Here is a 13896-nt window from a genome sequence, read left to right as displayed (position 1 = left end):
GAATTAGAATATGAGTGTGAAAAATGGTGTGCGTCGTTTTGTCAGTGGTTTTGTCGCTGTGGCCGCGTCGGTGTGTTTGTTGGCTGGCTGTGGGTCGTCTCAGCCGGCTCCGGCTTCGTCCAAAAAGTCTTCCGCTTCGTCTGCGCCGAGCATCCCTGTTGAGTATGACTGGCATGGGTTTGATATCCGTAAGTCGGGGGCTGGGGTGCATCCGGAGATCACGTCGCAGGATGAGGTGTGCCGGAAGGTGGCTCCTGAGGCAGTGTATTGGGTCACCTCCAAGGACGGTCCTGAACGTTACCGCCAACTGTTCAAACGCTTCCATTTGGGGGAGAAGGACAGTGATTTTAGTTTGCGGTATGTGGGGGACTCCCCTTCTGATTTCGCGCATACCTTGCAGCCACCGTATCGAGGAAAAACAAACCAGAAATTCGATGACGATCAGGTATCATGTGTAGTATATATCGTCCAAAATGATTTCGTTGAATTGTCTTTAAGCAAAGTGAAATCAGGGGGGTGGACCGTAGGTCAGTTCTATTGGCCGAAGGAATACTACAAGGGGGATTCGAACCAAAATATTGACGACTAAGATTAAGTATCGTTGGCATAGATATGAGAGTGCGGCGGGAATTCTTGGCCCTAGCTTTCATATGCCTCTTGTCCAAGGAAGAGGATTCAAGTGGATTTCAGTTGGATTGACGATGGTCTTGTGGGCATGCTCAACGCGATCAGCTCGCAGTTGGACAAGGATACGATTGGATTGCTTACCCAAACGCCGGCGGGCAAGTATCCCGACGCCTATAAGACGGCGACGAGTATTTCTACGCAGGCGGTGAAGCCGGTGGCGATGACGATTCTCGCGATTGTCTTCACTTTGGAGATCATCAAGGTTTCCAAGCATGTGGACGAGACGGGGGATCGGGGCGTGAGGATGATTGTATCCGCCTTGATAAAAATCATCATCATCTACATGGCCGCCATGAACGCCGAATGGCTATGCCAGCTGATCACCTATTTGATACAACAAATAGGTAGCGGAGTGACCAAAATTATCAATGTCTCAACTAACAAAGCTTTCGTTCCCCAGCCGTTACTAAATAAAGGTCGGACGGTTCAGCTAGGCGATTTCATGAAACCGAAGATTCAATCCGCCGGAACCTTCAGCAAGATAATGGGTTATGTGGTTTTGCTCATCCCCTTCCTGGTGTCTGTCGCAATCGGGATTATCGTGAAGATACTGGTTCTTCTTCGTTTTTTCGAACTCATCATCATGACCGCGTTCGGAGCTCTCCCCATTAGCTTCCTGTCATATGAAGGGACGAAAAGCTGGGGTGAGGGATATATACGGACATATGCCTCCTGTGCCTTCTCGAATATTACCCTCTTGATAGCGATAGGCATTTATGGGTCGATGCGGCAGGATCTTTTGAACATCAATAGCTCGACGACCTTCGACCAATTGATATCGTCGAATTTTGGAGGATTATTAGCCACAAGCTTCCTGCTGGGAGGCCTGGTGGTCATCAGTCAGAAAGCCGCCAAGGCCTTGTTCGGCCAAGGCTAAAGAGGATTGGAGGAAGCGACATGCTAGTGATGGATGTGCCGACGGATATCAACCAGGTGGATCCCAAGTCCTGGTTCGGTTTCACTCTGCGGCAACTGGGATGTGTTGGAGGGATTGCAGTCTGTGCGATAAGCGCAATCGCTTGTCAATTCTTAGCTCCGGCGAGTGTATCATCCGTTATTAACCAAGTGATCATTATCCCGATCGCTATTCTGGTTGCTGTCGGATGGTTTCGTAAATCAGGGCTGCCGCTGGAGGACTGGCTGGCAAGATACGTGTCGTGGAGACGAGATTTGAAACCGCGGCCATTGATTTACGGGGGAGCAATCCCTGCGGCACGTCCGGCTGCCTCGGCGAAAGAGTTGAAACGGGTTGATGAGCACGCGATGCCGCTGGACCAGGAGCCGGCTTTCTCGCAGGCCATGCAGGGGAACGCGGACGGTTTTGTGATGGGCCTGTCAGCAGCGGTAGAAGAAGAATAATAATAAGGATGATAAGAATTTGATTCGAAGAGGATGCAATCATGTTCGGCGCTAAGAATTCCAAAGACAATAATGCTAATCAAAAATTCAGTGCGGAATCGAAAAAGCACGCCAAAGCCGTGCGTAAACGCGCCCGTCAATCTTCCGATATGGTGTGGCTGGATGGTTTGCGCCCTGATGGGGTGGCGTATGTTGGCGATGACTGGTGGAGCGCAACGGTAGAGATTAGTGATGTTAATTATGTTCTCGCATCTATAGAGGCGCAGAAGAAGATCCTTAACGAATGGATGGGTGTGCTGAACATGTTTGACGAGAATACGCGCGTGCAAGTCACCAGCGCCAACCGGGTGCTTGATGGAAAGGCCTTGTCGCGCGGTGTGAGGATGTCCTGTCGAGGCGATGGCCTTGACAGGTGGCGGGACGCTTTTAATGATCTTACCTTTGGCCAGTTGAAGGGGTTGGCGTCGAGCACGGTCACTGATAAATATGTCACGATTTCCGTTCAAGAGGCGGATCAGGACAGGGCGGTGGGCCGTTTGAACCGGCTGGTCGCTTCCCTGCGGTCTCAGCTTGCCGCGATGGGCTGCCAGGCTGACCAGTTGGATAGGACGGGCCGGCTGCGGGTGTTGCATTCCATGCTGCAGCCTGGGGAGCCGTTCACGTTCAGTGAGGAGGCTTTCGCCCGGGCGCCGAAGGATATGCGGGCAAAAGATTTCATCGTGCCATGGGCGATGGATTTCACGGATAAAGACCGGATCAAGCTCTCCAGCATGGATGAGGTGTGGATGTCCCATGTCTGGCTGGATTCGTGGCCGGCGCAGCTGACGGATACGCTGGTGTCGGATTTGGCGGATATCACCGCCAGTATCGTGGTCACCGTGCATATCCGGCCGTGGGATAGGGCTGATGGCCTGGAGAGGGTGAAGGCGAAGCAGGCGGGGGTGAAGAGCGAGTATGACCGGAGCGTGCAATCCCTTGCCCGGCAGGGGCTGACTGCGGAGAGCGTGCCGGATTCGATTACGGAGCGGGTGGATGAGATGACCAGCCTGCTGGACCAGCTGCGCAGTAGTAATCAGCGGATCCTGGATACTTTGGTGTTAGTGAGTGTGAGCGCATCAAGCAAAGATGAACTTGATATGGTGATTTCCGAAGTTCAAAGAGTCGCTCGACGGCTTTCCTGCCGGATGAGCGTGACCCGGTACATGATGCCGGAGGCGTTGAACGCCATGCTGCCTTTGGGCGATAATAGGCTTCCCATGAGGCGTGCGTTGACCACGGACAGCGCGTCGATTCTCATCCCGTTCACCGCTCAGGAGATCATGGAGCCTCATGGCCTGTTCTATGGGGTGAATGAGAGGAGCGGCAATCCGGTGATCGTGAACCGGGCGGCGCATATGAATTCGAATGGGTTCATCCTGGGTACGACCGGGTCGGGCAAGTCCCAGTCGGCGAAGGCGGAGATCGCGCAGCGCGTCCTGGATTCGGCGGACCGGGTGGTGATCATCGACCCGGAGCATGAGTACGTGCAATTAGCGCAAGCTCTTGGAGGCACGGTAGTCACCGTTTCGGCGGATTCCGCCCAGCATATGAATCCTTTGGACATTGATCTTATGGGGTCGGATGAGACCGACCCGGTTCGCGCAAAAGTTTCGGTAGTGCTTGATTTACTGGGATCCCTGATGGGAGGGACGACTGGTCTCAGTCAACTTAAGCGCAGCATGATCGACACGGCGGCCATGAACGTGTACCGTATCGCCCGATCTCAGCTCAATGCGACTGGACGGTATGACCAGCCGACTCTCGTGGATTTGAAAGAGCAAATTCGTCGCCTGTACGTGCAGGTGGACAACCCATCCCCGGAAGCGGCCGACCTGGTCACCGAACTGGAGATGTTCACCACCGGCTCCTCGTCGGGTTTCGCCCACCGGACGAACGTGGACCTGACGGGCCAGTTCCTCGTGTTCGACGTGTCCGCCCTGGCCGGTGAGGTGCAGACCTTCGGCATGATGGTCATCCTGGACCAGATCTGGAGCCTGGTACGCGCCAACCGGGACACCGGGTTGCGCACCTGGCTGTACGTGGACGAGTTCCACCGCTTCTTCCATAACGAGTATTCGATCCGCAGCTTCCTGGACATCTACAAGCGGGCCCGCAAATACGGGCTGGGGGTCACCGGTATCACGCAGAACATCGACGAGCTCTTGAGCAACGATCAGGCGCGGCTCATGCTGTCGAACGCGGACTTCCTGCTGCTGATGAACCAGAAGACGACGGACGCGACCATGCTCCAGGAGCTGCTGGAACTGTCGGACGAACAGGTGAGGCTGATGACAAACGCTCGATCGGGTAATGGGCTCTTGAATACGAACGGAGTTTCCTTGGGAGTGGATAATCGGATGGATCAGGGGAACCTGTTGGCCCGCCTGTACTCGACGAAATTCGGGGATCAGCCGCCAGTTTTATCCCAAGAACAAGAGGATGTTGAACATGTCGCTACGCAGCCAGCTCAAGAGACTACGGCGGATTCGGCAGGGGATGCGTATGCTGGTCGTCACGGTCTGCATGGGATGTGGTGATGAGCCATGCCTGCGCACGAACAAGAGCATGAGGCGTCGGACAGTCTCAGGATCCAAGTCAGCACCGCCCGGGTCGCCGCGAAAACAACCGTGAAAACGGTGAAAGCCGCCGCCTCAGTGGCGGAAGCCCCTGTGGCCGTTGCGAAGAAAACGGTGAAAATCGTCTCTTTCGCCGCGAACGCCCCTTCGCGCGTGCGCGCGTTCGCGAAGTCGGATGGAAAGACCAAAGGCAGGATTTTGCTGGGCCTCGGCAAAAAAGCGGGTAAAAGAGTCGGGAGAACCGCGCTTGGGGTTTCCCAGGGGGTCATTCGAGGATCAGCGAAAGTGGCTGACGCGGGGATAAACCGCTTTTTCGATTTACAGGCGGCGGATGGCGACGAAACCACGCAAGTCGCGGTGGAAGAAGCGTCCAGGGGTTTGACGCTCGCCAAAGGATCCGTCAAAGCCGCCAGGAAAACATTGGCGCATTCGAAGCGATCCATTCGAGCCGCCTCCCGAAGTTTCAAAGCCGCTCGCAAGAGTTTCAAGGCGGCCAAACAGTCGCTTGACGCGGCGCGCGCGGCCATGCATAGCGCGGCTTCCGCCATGCAGGCGCTGAAGGCCATCGGGTCTATCATCGCCGCCGTCGTCACCATGGTCGTGAACACCGTGACATCCGTCATCGCCGTCTTGGCGCCGATAATCGCGATATTCATAGCTGTGACGATGGTCATCTCTTTCATCGTCAATTTTCTGACGATCACCAGCCAGCAGGCGAGCGCGGCATGCGTCGGCGACAGCTCGTATACGATAAATTCAGCGGGTTTCAATGCAAAGTCAGGCGCTTTGACGGGCCTTATCTATCATTCGTCGGGAGGGACGAAAGTCGTTGACTTCATGAAGATGGGCATCCCCGCTTCGAAATACGACAACGACCCCTGGTCATATGCTTATCAGCAATGCACGTGGTGGGCCGCGTACCGTCGCAAGATGCTTGGTCAGCCTGTGGATAAGCAGATGGGGAATGGGAATCAATGGGCCAGCTCGGCGAAAACGAAAGGATACAAAACAGGCACCAGTCCTCGCCTGGGCGCGGTCATCAGCTATCCATCCGGAGTATTGGGGGCCAGCCCCGCGTACGGGCATGTGAGCGTGGTGGAGCAGATCGACCCCAATGGTGATATATGGGTCTCCCAGGCGGGGACCGGCTTCTTCTCGGCATACGGTGGGCCTGTGGTTTCAAAGATCAGCAAACGACAGTTGGAAGAGAATAAAACGTTGACGTTTATCTATGATTCAACCGGATCCGGTAACGGGCTGGCCGTTCAGGGCACTCAAACCGATTTGAATTCCGACGACTGCGATGTGCCTGCGCCGCCAGCCGGGAACGTGGGCAAGGAGGTCACCGCCGCAAAGAATTATGCGAAGGGTCGTCTGTCCGCCTACGGATGGAAGGAGTCCGAATTCAATGCTTTGGATCAATTGTGGACCCACGAGTCCGGCTGGAAGTGGGATGCCGATAACCCCACATCGGATGCTTATGGCATCCCCCAGGCCCTGCCAGGGAATAAGATGTCTTCGAAAGGGGCCGATTGGAAGACCAACCCCAAAACGCAGATCGAATGGGGCTTGCAGTACATCAAAGACAGGTATAAAACGCCATCCGCAGCGTGGAGACAATGGCAGTCACGATCGCCGAACTGGTATTGACCGTCGGGGAATGGGCAGGATAAGCCAATGAACGATATAAGGAAAGGAACTGGTAGTGGAAGATTCGCGTAGAGGCAGTCGGAAAATCGTGCTTTACGGCATTCTCGCCGTTGTCCTCATCGTGGTGGTCGGCATCATCGCAGCCACTGTGGTGAGCGTGAAGATGAGCGCAGGGGGATTTCCGGCAGCCGTTGAGATTCGTACCCCGGGTGCCAAGGCATCAACAAAGGCTTCACAGGATATCGCGAAGAAGACATTATGGCATGGACGTGACGTTCATGAATCAGGCAAGGGCATTGGCGCAGGAATGTGGCCGGAGCGGGCGTGCGACCAACTCGGCGCGGAGACGGTGTACTGGGTGACTACCGGGTATGGGTCCAACCGTTACGACCAGCTGTTCCGCAGATTCGATTTGCGCGATCCCCGGCTCCGGTTCGTCGGAGAGACGACGGACCATTTTCTTCATCCGCTGCCTCCTCCCTTTTCATCTGAACTGAGCGGCATCATAAATAGTAATCATCTTATTTGCAAGGTGAGAATCGCGGCCACGGATGCGGACTCTTCCTTCGTGCTTCTGGCTTTAACACGGCGAAACGAAAAAGCCGGGTGGGTGGTGACGGGATTCCGGTACCCGCGAAAGTACTATGTGGCGCATCCCCGCCAGGATGGGGCCTGATGCTTCCGGTGACAGGCGAAGAGGAGAAAGCGACGAGCTGAGTGTGGGAAGCGTGTCGCTTTCCCTCTCAGGGGAGCAAGGGATAATCAACGGATCAGCGAAGCTTTTGGGAGAGGAAAGGACGAAGACCGCGCAGAAGGTAGATGCATTGGTCGTTTGGAAGGCGTCCAAGCTCATCGGGAGCGAGAAGCTCCCGTTTCTGCGAATTCTGTTGCCGGCCCCAGTTGCCGTTCGACCCATTATTCTGGCTGGTGCTGGTTATGTAAATCGTTTGGTTGCCCAGCATCTTGCTCCACCATTCAGTGGTCGCCAGATCGTTGCCGCCGAGGAAGAGTTTGCTGTCGCAGTTGGCTGTGATGGTTTCCCAATTGTCTTTGTAAAGGGATTTTATCTGCGCGATTGTCTGCAGGATGATGGAGACGCTGATGCCTCTGCTGCGCATGGTGCTGATGAGGGTGGGGAAGCCGGGGATCCTGCCGATGTTGGCGAACTCGTCGAGCATGCAGTGCAAAGGAACATCCAAAGCGCCGCCTGGGGTATGATCGGCCTGATAAATCGTCGTTTCAAAAAGGCATTGGTAGAAAAGCGCCGCCAAATAGGTGAATGTCGCGTTCGTGTCGCTGATGATGATGTAGATGATCGTCGGCTGTTCGCCGACGGCTTCGAGGTGCATCGTGTCGTCGGAGAGGATCTCCTGGATGCGGTGGGTCATCAGTCCTGCCAGATTGTTCGACAAGGTCGTGATGATGCTTTTCTTCGTTTCTCCCGCCCCCTGCTCGTATGTCCGATATTGGGAACAGGCGAAGGCGAGCCCGTCCAGGGCGGCGCCGGTCGCCTGATCATATTGGTCAGGGAAGAGATGATAATCTTCGACTTTCTGAGAAGCATCGTGGAATAAGACATCGGTGGGGCTCATGGCGTTTTCGTCGTTTTCGCTCGCCTGCATGTCGAGCAGCATATGAATGACCGTATTCAGATTCCGGTCTTTTTCCTCTTCGACGAACCAGGTGAAAGCGATCAAAGCGGTCAGGAGGCTTTTCGCGGCCTTGTCCCAGAAATCCCCATTTGAACCATTCCTGTTTTCCTTCGTGGTGTTCGACAGGATGTTGTCCGCAAGACGGATGATGCTGCCTTCAGGGTCGTCGGGATTCACATATCGGAGCGGGTTGAAATGATCCGAAGAGGCCATGTCGATGAGGTTGAAGGTTTTCACCCGCCATCCGGCCTGCCGCATTGGCGCCGCCGTCGCCGTGAAGATCTCCCCTTTGGGGTCGGTGACGCACAGGGAGATCGGCGTGTGGTGGCGCGCGAGGTTGGTGAGGTTCGGCAGGACGTAGCCGCGGGTCTTTCCCGCCCCGCTGGCGCCGGTGACAAGCACATTCAGGTTTCTCCGAGTCGCATGTGTATCCAGATTCAATGCCTCGGTTTTCGTCATCAGGAGGTTTTCCCCCTTATTCTTATTCGAGTAGGGGATCATATCCGAAGGTTTCGCCCAGGTGGCCGATCCCTGCTCCTCTCCCGGCCGGGTCTGTTTCCGCCCTCCATATTGGTAAACCCAGATGAGCAGAAGGATGACAATTGCGGCTCCGGCCGCGAGCAGGTCCGTCCTGTTGAAGCTGGGAGCGGGATGCCTCCAGGCCGTGCTGACGCTTTCGCCCGCCCTGGCCATATCATGCGTGGCCGCCCACGTGGTTCGTATCTGGCGGCTGGCGACATTGGACATCCACGCGACGATCACGGCGGCGAAAGTCCAACCGGTCCAAGCAAAATCGCGCCTTCGGCGGGTCATCTCCGTGCACCTTCTTTCAAAACTGTTTTCAATGCTGAATAAAACGAAGCCAAAATGAATGGAGCCCCTCTACTACTGGACAAGTATGCAGGCAGAGAGACTCCCCCAACGAATTATCCGTACGGCTGCTTTAACGCCCAGCTTTTAATGGCTTTGCGGGAGCACTTATCTTTGTCTGCGGATGAGACTTCTTCGAAGCATTCATTGTCGTCTTGGCTTTCGCCCTGGCCTTCAGATCGTTCATCACTTCTTTTTTGGAAGGTTTTGCTCCTTCCCGGGAAGGGGCGCTCTTTTGCGCATGAGCTGAGTCATCGCGATTCGCCGGATCCCGTCTGGGCTCAGCGCTGTCGGGCCGTGACGCCGGCGGTCGTACGTCAGGGGCCTTCGCCTCCGGTTGTTGCTGGATAATGGTGATGTTGCTGGTCACGTTGATGTTTTCAACGGTGGTCGAGCCGAGTTTGGATGCGGCGAAGGCCCGCGTGGAAGTCGCATTGTCCACAAGGTCCGGGTTCAGACCGTTCTTCGCATAGACATCCTTCACGGACTGGTTGACGAACGGTGCGGATGAGGCGGGATAACTGATGAAGCCTTTCCCGGAGGCTTTGTCATAAGAGACGCTGAAATCGATGCCGCCTTTCTTCAGCTTATCCGCGAGATCATTGGCCATTGATTTGCTCAGGTCGATCCGGTATGTATCCCCGCCGGTTTTACGATTGAGCTTTTTCAGGCTCATCTTTCCGCTGTTCATTCGGTGCTCAATAGCTTCAGCGCTTTTGGTCACAATGGTCTCTCCGCCTTTTCGGACGAGGGCTTCCAGCAGTTCGGCGACAGCTTGAGCGGTCAGCGCGATTGCCTGAGGGGTGAGCGTCTGCAACTGTGATGCAAGGACATCTGTCATAGCGTTTTCCTCTTCTCTTGATGGATCATCAATCGGATAATAGGTCTTGTTTTTCTCGGCCCAGAGATTACATTCTAATAATATCATATATTCTATATTGAATAACTATTGGATTGTCTTGATTTTATGTTTATTGATTTCTACCCCTTGCGATAACGTGGGCGGTGACATATCGGAATTCGCCCCTTTGGGGGCGAGGTTAACTCTACTAACGATCAGAAGCTCAAGGGTAAGAGCGGAAGAGAGGGCTGCGATGATGAACAAACGAACAGGCTATAAGGTAGTTACTGGTTTTACGGCACTGATTTTTTGCCTGGCATTCTTATTGATTGCTGTCCCCAGTGGATGGGCTGCAGAAGAGTTAAGCGGCCCCAGCGCCTCGCAGCAGCAGGATGTCCCTGACAACCCGCAAACTCAGCCGGGGGGCGATCCAGGCGAGGAGAATCATGGCACGGATGTCCCCACGCCAGGCACTCCAGGCGATGACCCCTCAGGGAACGCCGGCGGATCTTCATCCGGTGGAAGCAATGGAGCTGGAAGTGGCTCAGCCAGTTCAGGAAACAGCGGTACCAGGCAGCAGACCGTTGAAGATAAACCGCAGGTGCCGAAACCTGCGCCGAGTGCTCCCTCGTCTGAAGCTCCACGGAATCCTTCCTCCTCGACACCGCGACATTTCCTTCCCTGGGCTCCGCAAAAATTCGTTCCTCCTGTCCCGCGAAAGTCGAATAACGCTCCTGCTTGGAGGTCATGGAGAACTGCGAAGGCTCCTCAGAAAACATATGCTGGATCTACGGGATCCAACGGTGCGTATAAGCAATCAAATCAGCTTGCTAACACGGGTGTGTCAATCAACTTGATCATAGTTATGTCTGTGGCGTTTGCCGCAGGTGCTGCGATTCTATCCCGAATTCGCCGTAGTTACAAAGTAAAATAGCGGTTGAGACAGGCAGTGATTTGATTTCCTGTCACTCACCGTGGAATCGCAAAAACAATAGGTAAATTGGAGACTTCAAACAGGAGGTCTCCAATTTATGTATACAAAAATTTATGTATACAAAATGGTTGAATCCATCATGATTAAATCGTCTTCTTGGGAATATGGCTTTTGCTAAGCAAAGTTGAAGGGTTTATTCGTAAGGAAGGTTAACAGAATGTACGATGGGAAAGAGAATGGTGGAGCTTTGTGCCCACGCTGTAAGGCTCCGATAACGCAAAATGAGGAGTTTTGTCCGAATTGCGGGCTTTTCCTTTCGCCTGGCACTGATACGGCTGAGCCGTTTCGTATGCCTGTTCCGACTGCCAGGCAACAGGTAGCGGATCAACAGCCAATGCCAAGCCAGCTTCCTCCTTTGAACCCGCCAAATTCGTTTGCTTCTTCGCCGAAGATTTCACAAACCTGGGGGAGACAACCAGCTCGGGAAAAGCCCGCACAGCGGAGTTTCGCCTTTATGATCGCCACAGCGGCAATCGTGCTTTTCTTCATCCTCGCTTCCTCTTTTTTCTTTCTTTTCATCAAAAATTCAGCGGAAGGAACAATCAGAAGTTATGTGGAAGCCGTCGCCCGCGGAGATGCTACACTCGCAAACTCGTATGTAAGCGTGGGAAACCGTACGCTTTCCGCAAGGCCAGCCAAGCGAATAGCCAAAGTCAACATCACGATGGATTCGCGTGACCACGCAACTATCACGTACGAATTAAGCGGTAAAAAAATGCGGCAAACCGTCGAAGCGGAAAGGAGGAATGTTTTTTCAGCGTGGAGAATCTCGAAAGGTCTTGAGGAGCCGATAAATCTTCAAGCGCCGGCAGGTCTTGTAACCGTTGGGGGTAGCGAGCAGACCGTCAGGAAGACGGGGAATCATGAGACCGCTTTCGTTCAAGCGGATGATGTGGTGAAAGGGTATGCGATAAAGCTCTATACGCTCAACGTCAAGCTTGTCCCTGGAGTCTATGACGTGAAGGCTGCGTCGACTCATTGGTATGAAGCGACCGCGTCTCGATTCGCGACGGGTCCGGGGGGAAATGCGACGGATTGGGAAGTGAGCAAGACTCTGATACCGCATAGTCTGTCTGCAAGACTGACTCAAGCCATCAAAGATCGGATCAACGGATGCATCGCAAAAAAGCAAGTGACTGTTCCAAATTGTAGTTTCGCCAATCCTGATGTTTCAGGGTTGGATCCGAAACCGACCGGGCTGAATCGAAAGCTTCTGGGAGATATAAGAATCTACGCGATTGATATGGAGTCCCGGAAATTCACCACGGACTTCATCAATACAACCGCTTCCTACGAATTCGCGAAAAAAGGAGATACCATTGAGCGCACCATCACAATGAAGAAATTCGTCCGAGGCACGTGGTCGATGGAAAAGGATGGATCATTCAATGTTGAGCTTGAATAACGGCAGGAACAAGAATTAAAGCCATCTTGTCTGCACGGAAATCAAACGTCGCCACGCCGATGTTTTCCTGTGTGTGAGAGTTCGGCCAAGGACTTTTCATTTCCTTCCCCCGGCAGGGGGAATCGACTATGGTGATGAGAGTATGCACCGCTTGGTCGCCACCGGTTCCTGAGAGCATACGGGGACGAAGGCAGGCGACGGCGTTGAAAAGATAATTGGAGTAGACATGCCTGAAAATTTTGCCATCGTATTGCGCGGCTACGATAAGGACCAGGTGGACGAAGCCTTCGCTCGTCAGAATGAAAACATTTCCCGCTTGCGCGAACAGATCAAGGCTTATGACGCGCGCATCCTGCAATTGGACGCGCAACTGCAGGAGGAGAAGAAGAAAGCCGCCCAAGAGTCGGGCAATTCCTTCGCCTCTTTGGGGGCGAACGCCCAGCAGCTTCTGGCTTCCGCCGAGCAAACCAGCAAGGAGCTGATCAGCCGGGCCCAGCAGGATGCGGCCGCGACCCGGGCCAACGCCAAATCCCAAGCCGATACCTTGGTCAACAACGCAAAGTTGGATGCGCAAAAAACGGTGGAGGCCGCCAAGGCCCAAGCCCAGTCCATTCTGGGCAAGGCTCAGGAGAAGGCCGGATCCCTGCAGAGGGACGCCCAGGAGAAGGCGAACCAGCTGACGACCACTTCGCAGCGGGAGAGCCAGAGCCGCCTGCATGCTTTGGAGATCGAGCTGACCAACCGCGAGAATGAGCACAAGAAAAAGCTGGAGAACGAGAAGGCCCGGCAGGAGAAAGAGATCGCCGACCTGCGTCAAACAGCCAGCGAAGACATAGCCAAAGCCCGTCGCGACGCCGATGACGGCATCGCCGCCAAGAAGAGCGAGGCGAACGATCAGATTCAGCAGGCCTTGGAAAGCGCCAACAAGAAGCTGACCCAGGCGGGGGCGCAGGTGAGCAAGATGCTTTCCGACGCCCGGCGCAAGGCTGACGAGATCATGGATGAAGCCCAGGCCCAGGCCCAAAGGATCGCCGACCAGTCCAACATCGACAAGGCCAAGTCGCAGAAGGCCGTCGCGGATGAGGCCCAATCCGTCCGAGAGAACATCCAGAAACAGCAGGAAGAGGCCTCGGCCCAGGTCAAGAGCCTCCTCGACCAGCTGAAACAAAGGCGGCAAGAGGTGGAGGCCGAGTCCAAGAAGATTCTGGACGACGCCCAGAAGACCCGGGCCGATGCGGACATTTACGCGGAACAGAAGCGGTCCCAGGCCGATGAGGCCGCGGCCAAGACCGTGCAGGAGGCCGATCAGAAAGCCACCCGCCTGGTCGCGGAGCGCAGGGCCGCGGCCCAGAAAGAGATTGATGGACTACAGGCGCAAATCCACAACCTGCAAGAACGCGAGGCGGCCATCACTTCCCGAGTGGATGAGCTACGGGCCATCTTCTCCCAGGCTTTCGGGGCTGTTGGACCTTTCGCGGGGAAGGCCGGCCAAGAGGCCGATGAGGGTCAAGCCATGGAGGGCCAATCCTCGGAGGACCAGGCCGTTAATGGCGCCAAGACCGATGCCCGGACCGCCAACTGAACCAAAACCGCCGATGCCCCAGCGGCTTGACCTGCCCTGGCCTCCGCCTGAAACCCGGAAACTGGCCTGATTTTCCCCGTCAACGTGCCGGAAGGCGGTTGGCGGCATTCACTATGTGAGCGAAACCGCCATCCGACGGGGAAAGCGTGCAGGTAGACTGGGCAGGGCCGATAAACGAAAAGTGCCGAACCGATTGATGGAACTTGCCGAAGGGCATGGGAAACGGCACGTGAAAAATGAA

10 protein-coding genes are annotated in these 13896 nt (G+C 54.9%); 8 read left to right on the top strand and 2 right to left on the bottom strand.

All coding sequences use genetic code 11. The annotated features are described in order from the left end of the window. Positions 1 to 10 precede the first annotated feature (10 nt). The 6 genes from PSDT_RS06465 to PSDT_RS06440 all read left to right on the top strand — a co-directional run bounded on the left by PSDT_RS06465 (position 11) and on the right by PSDT_RS06440 (position 6987). Positions 11 to 589 carry a hypothetical protein gene (locus tag PSDT_RS06465; RefSeq protein ID WP_006288736.1) on the top strand — a complete coding sequence of 193 codons (579 nt, stop codon included), beginning with the start codon at positions 11 to 13 and terminating at the stop codon, positions 587 to 589. Between the two features lie 90 nt (positions 590 to 679). Continuing rightward, the gene (locus PSDT_RS06460; protein WP_006288737.1) at positions 680 to 1564 is read left to right on the top strand and encodes a type IV secretion system protein; all 885 of its coding nucleotides are present in this window, start codon (positions 680 to 682) and stop codon (positions 1562 to 1564) included. Between the two features lie 20 nt (positions 1565 to 1584). Beyond that, a complete protein-coding gene (locus PSDT_RS06455; RefSeq protein WP_006288738.1) occupies positions 1585 to 2046 on the top strand; it encodes a PrgI family protein in 462 nt (153 codons plus the stop codon). 149 nt (positions 2047 to 2195) lie between these two features. Then, complete coding sequence (locus tag PSDT_RS06450) at positions 2196 to 4622, top strand: VirB4-like conjugal transfer ATPase, CD1110 family (RefSeq protein WP_407668721.1); 2427 nt, start codon at positions 2196 to 2198, stop codon at positions 4620 to 4622. Positions 4623 to 4628: 6 nt separating this feature from the next. After that, entirely contained in the window at positions 4629 to 6311 is a 1683-nt protein-coding gene (locus tag PSDT_RS06445) for a CHAP domain-containing protein (protein WP_006290142.1), read from the top strand. Positions 6312 to 6366: 55 nt separating this feature from the next. After that, complete coding sequence (locus tag PSDT_RS06440; RefSeq protein WP_006288743.1) at positions 6367 to 6987, top strand: hypothetical protein; 621 nt, start codon at positions 6367 to 6369, stop codon at positions 6985 to 6987. A 94-nt stretch (positions 6988 to 7081) separates the two neighbouring features. On the opposite strand, the gene PSDT_RS06435 is transcribed toward PSDT_RS06440, so the two are convergent. Further along, positions 7082 to 8776: a VirD4-like conjugal transfer protein, CD1115 family gene (locus PSDT_RS06435; RefSeq protein WP_006288745.1), complete on the bottom strand. Its 1695-nt coding sequence runs from the start codon at positions 8774 to 8776 to the stop codon at positions 7082 to 7084. Between the two features lie 130 nt (positions 8777 to 8906). Beyond that, positions 8907 to 9761: a PcfB family protein gene (locus PSDT_RS06430; protein WP_006288747.1), complete on the bottom strand. Its 855-nt coding sequence runs from the start codon at positions 9759 to 9761 to the stop codon at positions 8907 to 8909. A gap of 1064 nt (positions 9762 to 10825) precedes the next feature. Here PSDT_RS06430 and PSDT_RS06425 point away from each other — a divergent pair. Together PSDT_RS06425 and PSDT_RS06420 are read left to right on the top strand one after the other, a co-directional pair. Next, positions 10826 to 12073, top strand: coding sequence for a zinc ribbon domain-containing protein (locus tag PSDT_RS06425; protein WP_006288748.1), 1248 nt, complete (start codon positions 10826 to 10828; stop codon positions 12071 to 12073). Between the two features lie 226 nt (positions 12074 to 12299). Beyond that, entirely contained in the window at positions 12300 to 13655 is a 1356-nt protein-coding gene (locus tag PSDT_RS06420; RefSeq protein WP_006288749.1) for a hypothetical protein, read from the top strand. Positions 13656 to 13896: the final 241 nt, after the last annotated feature.

It is taken from the genome of Parascardovia denticolens DSM 10105 = JCM 12538 (assembly GCF_001042675.1).
Lineage (GTDB): Bacteria > Actinomycetota > Actinomycetes > Actinomycetales > Bifidobacteriaceae > Scardovia > Scardovia denticolens.
Note: the sequence above shows the minus strand (reverse complement) of the source record. Positions and strands in the feature narration are given on the sequence as shown.

Coding starts and splice junctions, on each gene's coding strand:
- PSDT_RS06450 (WP_407668721.1), top strand. CDS start 2,196: ATGGTGTGGCTGGATGGTTTGCGCCCTGATGGGGTGGCGTATGTTGGC.
- PSDT_RS06455 (WP_006288738.1), top strand. CDS start 1,585: ATGCTAGTGATGGATGTGCCGACGGATATCAACCAGGTGGATCCCAAG.
- PSDT_RS06425 (WP_006288748.1), top strand. CDS start 10,826: ATGTACGATGGGAAAGAGAATGGTGGAGCTTTGTGCCCACGCTGTAAG.
- PSDT_RS06435 (WP_006288745.1), bottom strand. CDS start 8,776: ATGACCCGCCGAAGGCGCGATTTTGCTTGGACCGGTTGGACTTTCGCC.
- PSDT_RS06420 (WP_006288749.1), top strand. CDS start 12,300: ATGCCTGAAAATTTTGCCATCGTATTGCGCGGCTACGATAAGGACCAG.
- PSDT_RS06430 (WP_006288747.1), bottom strand. CDS start 9,761: ATGATATTATTAGAATGTAATCTCTGGGCCGAGAAAAACAAGACCTAT.
- PSDT_RS06465 (WP_006288736.1), top strand. CDS start 11: ATGAGTGTGAAAAATGGTGTGCGTCGTTTTGTCAGTGGTTTTGTCGCT.
- PSDT_RS06445 (WP_006290142.1), top strand. CDS start 4,629: ATGCCTGCGCACGAACAAGAGCATGAGGCGTCGGACAGTCTCAGGATC.